Genomic DNA, 4,633 nt, shown 5'->3' on the forward strand with positions numbered 1-4,633 from the left:
CCCCGCGAGGCTAACGCCTCACGGAAGGCGGTCGTCTGCTTAACGGACTAGCTGCTTTTATTCGACGCTACACCTTTTTCCTCAGTAGGAATGCCCCGACAAGAGCTAGGGCCAGTCCGCTGACCCCCGCGTCGCCCCTAAAGGGACTAGCTGTATCTATCCGAGGCTACGCCTTTCTCCTTAGAAGGAAGGCAGCTGTAAAAACCAAGGCTAGTCCACCAAATCCCGCGTCGCACCCGCCGCCGCTCCTTCTGCCGCCGTGCGCGGGAGGGTCCTTCGGGTCGTTCGCGTCACCGCGCGGCCAGTGGAGGCTCACGCCCTTGTCCCCGACGAGATCGACGGCCAGCGTTCCCTCGCGCATCTTGCTCGGCGACACGATAAACGAGAGGCTGCGCTCGGTGTTCGGGAAGATCGCCGGGATGGTCCGCGTCGCAACGCGGCTCTCGCTGCCGTCACCCTTGACCCGGCTCACCGTCATGTGCAGGTTCGTCAGCGTCTCGGAGCCGCTGTACCGGATCGTGGCGTGGGCGCGGAAGTCCGAGGTCTGCTTCAGGAGCTCTGTGCGGAACTCCGGAAGCGTCAGCTGCTTGCGCGTGTCGTCCGACCGGATGGGCTTGAAGGTCATGCTGAAGTCCCCCTCCGTCGCGGCCGCACGGACCACCTGGGCGGACACGACCGCCAGGCCCGCGGCAGCCTTCGGCTCCTCGGCCAGCACGGCGATCGGATAGCGGCCGACGTTGTTGCCGCCCGGCTCCCCCGGATAGCTCCATTCCTCGTGAAGCTCGTCGAGCTTGTTGTCCGGGTCCACGGCGAAGTAGAGGTCGTAGTTGCCGGGGGTGAGGTCGTTCGGAACGGTCCACGTGAACGAGGCGGTCGCCTTGTTGGCCTCCGCGCCCTGCGTCCAGCCGCCGAGTCGGACGGTCTTTCGGTCCAGCGTCCGCAGGTCCGCGTCCCCGCCCCCAGCGCGAAGGCGCATCTCGACCTCGACGCCGCCCGCGTCCTTGAAGCTGGCGTTATAGAGCGGGATCTGGATTTTGTACTGTCTGCCGCGGACAAGGGCCGACGTCGCCCACCTCTGAGCGCCCTCGTCCCGGAACCCGATCCCGCGCACCTGCGTCGCCGAAATGCGATCCTCGTTGGCGGACCAGACCACCCGGGTCGTTCCGCTCTCGGACAACTGGACGCGGCGGTTGTAGCGCGCCGGAAGCACGAGCGCGGGGTCGGGCTTGTCCGCGTACAGGCTGCCCGGCGTGTTCCGCCAGACCAGCGCGTTGCTGTCGGCCAGGTCCACCCCGAAGGCCACCTTCATCACGCCGGCGGCGTCGGCGTAGAGCTGGGTCTCGATGAGGTGCTTGATGTAACTGGAGTTGAACGGGAGCTGCGCGTTGTTGAGGGTCACGGTGAACTTCTCGGACTCCTGATACGTCTTGGTGAAGGTTTGGGTGTTCGTCAGCTCGTTGGAATAGCCGACCGTGCTCGTGACCCCGACGCTGAAGACCTTCGGCGCGCCGAGCGAGACGTTGAGCGAGCCGTTCGCCGCCTTCTTCGATTTGGTGGTGAGACCGGACACGTCGGTCGTCACCTGGGAGACCGCGAGGTCCAGCACCGTCCTGCCGCCGACGGCCGAGTTCAGCCTGTTCGACAGCTCCTGCTGCAGTTCGCCGTAATACGGGGTGTTCTCGACCTTCGTCGGATACGAGAAGAGGTTGCCCTCCTCGTGGATGGGGTTGTAGTCGTCGAACTGCGCGCTCTGGCCGGCGTCGCCCTGGACGATCGTCGGCGCATCGCAGAGCGAGAAGGTCATGAACCGGTCCCCGTTGAGCTTCTCCCCCTCCTCGAGCGGCGCGTCCGGAGCCTGAGGCGCGGGGCCGAGGACCGGGTAGCGCCACACGTGCCGGTCGGTCTTGTACAGGACGACGTTGTCCGATCCGTCCGTGACGCTGGTGATGGTCGTCGCGACCGTCGCCTGGGAGCTGTTGGCCGCGTTTTCGACCCTTGCCGACGTGTCCTTGTAGCCGCCCGAGGCGTTGGCTCCGATCAGCTTGTACCGCCCTCCGACGGAGGCATTAACCCCCCACTCCAGCGCGCTGGTCGCGCTGAACGACGTGTCGGCCTTGCTGCTCTCGGTCTGGCTCTTCGAGTACGCGACGGACGAGCCCATCCAGGACAGGTTCATCACGGACTTCTTCTCCGGCCGGACGCCGTTGACCTCGAACGGGGCCTGGACGTAGTCCACGTGATAGGGCGGGGTCTGGATCTCCGCGGCGTAGCTGCGCTCGCCCTCAAAGACCAGGTGCGTCGGTTCGCCCAGGGCCATGGACTCGCCGTAGAAGTCGCCGGGCAGGAGCGCCGCGGCGCGCCCCGCACTGCCCTGCGTGTGAAGAACGGGCGAGGAAAGGCCCGTGAGGCTGCCGCCCGAGATCTCGGGCGACAAGTACCACACCCTGTCGCCGGTGAAGTAATCGCTCGACCGTTTGTCCGTATCGTCGCCCTGAGAGAGCGAGAAGAACACCTTTCGGAGCGGGGCCCCCCGCTCGGACGTCCCTCCCAGGGGCACGAGCGCAAGCGACGCGCTGCGGAGCAGGCAGCTGCACTCCGCCCTGTCCACGCCGCCGACCCCGCCGTATCCGGCGAGGGTCTGTCCCGTGTTGCGCCAGAACTTACGCGCGGGCTTCAGGGCTCCGTCCGTTCCCCACACCGAGACCTGGAGCTGCCCGCCGTCATCCCCGTACTTCGCGGACAGGAAGACGATCTCGTCCTTCCCGTCGCCGTCCAGGTCGCCGGCAGAAGCGATGATCCCGTAGTGCGGGACGTACACCAGCGTCCACGACGTGCCGCCCACCCGCTGAGCCTTATCGTTCAGCCGCGTCTCGGAGCCGCTGAACCCGGAACCGTTCCACCCGTATGTCCGAACGGCCGGGTAGGCGTCGTCGCCGTCCTTGTCGGCGTAGACCGCCGCGAGCTCCGTCTTCCCGTCGCCGTTGAAGTCCCCGGCCACCACGTCGCAGCCGTCGACCTTCTCGCCCTTGCCGTCCCGGCTGCCGAGGCCGGTCTCGTATATCGGGGACGCCTCGACGACCCCCGACGCGCGATAGACCTGAAGAAAATAGTTGTTGTCCCTGCCGGTGCGGATGAGGGCGAACTCGTTGGCCCTGCCGTCGTGGTCGAGGTCCCCCGCCGCCACGCGAACCGACGGGAAATGGGCGTTCATCGCCCCGAGCTGCCGGGTCTCGACGCGCTTCCCCACGGGGTCGACGAAGGCCAGCCAGGCAGTGTAGGTCTGCTCGTACCCGGGGCGTTTCTTCCCCGACGGGTCCCCGCCCGCCGTGTAGTACGCGACGACGAAGGCCTCGGAGCCGCTCTCGCCGTCGGGGAAGAGCCCGGCAGCCGAGTCCGTGACGTAGGGGTACCCGGACGCCTCGATCGTCGTGCTCCAGCCTTTCGCCGCGGCGAGCCCGCCCTTCTCGTCCGGCTTCACCTGCGCGAAGCGGAGGGTGACGCCGCCCTCGTTGGAGGACGGATACATCACGACGAGGGAGCCGTCCGCGGCCCGTTTTTTGCCGACGGCCGGGTGAAGGCCCGTGTTGGTGTACCCGCCGTCGTCCCCGAGGTCGACCTGAGCTTTCTCGGACGGACCTCCCCTGTCGTCGCCCCGAGTGGGATAAAACCGGAATTTTCCGTCGTTCGCCTTCATGAACTTCAAGAACGATTCCTTCACGACACCGCGCGAGCCGGTCGTCTCCTTCACGATGTCGTCGATCTGCCCCAGCGGCTTGCCGTTGATCAGGACCGACGACGCGGCGTCCGACGGCGCACCGTGGATCAGGACGATCCCCGCCATCCCCGCGCACAGGACGCAGCCCCGCGCCAGAGGCAAAAACCTTCCGAGGCCAGTTTTTTTCGAGCGCCCTGACCTTCGCGTTCCCCATAAACCGAACAATCTTCGCACCTTCCCCCACTTCAACTTCATAAAAGACAACGACGGGTACGGCGCAAACCGCACGCCGTACCCGTCAAACTCCCAAATCCAAACGCAACGGCGGTAAAGCCCGTCCGCAATATTCCCCGGATGTTCCTCATATTCAAGGCGGAACGCCCCGAGAGAACGACATCCCCCCGCTTATCTTATTGTGGCTATTTCCCCTGTATGGAGTCGATGAGGGCCTCCAGCTTGGGGTTCTGCCCCGTGATGACGAGCAGCAGGTATTTATCGTCCTCCGTGTTCAGGATCGCCCGGCTCTCCACACCGGCCTCGTTCTTGAAGTCGAAATGGTACACATTGTCCTCAAACACCGGCTCCGAGCCCTTCAACTTCTCTGCGAAAGCCGCAGCCAGGTCCTTGGCCTCCATTCCATCCCGCTTGTCCACCGTGACGCTCACCGCCGCAGAGTTGTCGTTGGCCACAATCCCCACGGTCGTGCCGTTCTGCGTCGCGGTCCAGTCGTCCGGGACATCCACGGTAAAATCCTTGAAATCCTGCACAGCCGCGAAGGCCGCAGCGGAGAACACGAGGACCGCCAACACCGACAAAACACCGATACGCTTGCTCCACATTCACAAAAACTCCCTTCCCGATAACAAGGCTGGATACGGACAGAGGCTGAATCCCTCTATCCGCGATATTCTATGCCCT

General features: G+C 65.3%; 2 protein-coding genes. Both read right to left on the reverse strand.

The annotated features are described in order from the left end of the window. Positions 1 to 166: 166 nt before the first annotated feature. Positions 167 to 3,877: a hypothetical protein gene (locus tag Q0176_RS00935; RefSeq protein WP_299298126.1), complete on the reverse strand. Its 3,711-nt coding sequence runs from the start codon at positions 3,875 to 3,877 to the stop codon at positions 167 to 169. Positions 3,878 to 4,134: 257 nt separating this feature from the next. Continuing rightward, a complete protein-coding gene (locus Q0176_RS00940; protein WP_299298128.1) occupies positions 4,135 to 4,554 on the reverse strand; it encodes a hypothetical protein in 420 nt (139 codons plus the stop codon). Positions 4,555 to 4,633 lie beyond the last annotated feature (79 nt).

This window comes from uncultured Fretibacterium sp., from assembly GCF_938040765.1.
Taxonomy (GTDB): domain Bacteria; phylum Synergistota; class Synergistia; order Synergistales; family Aminobacteriaceae; genus CAJPSE01.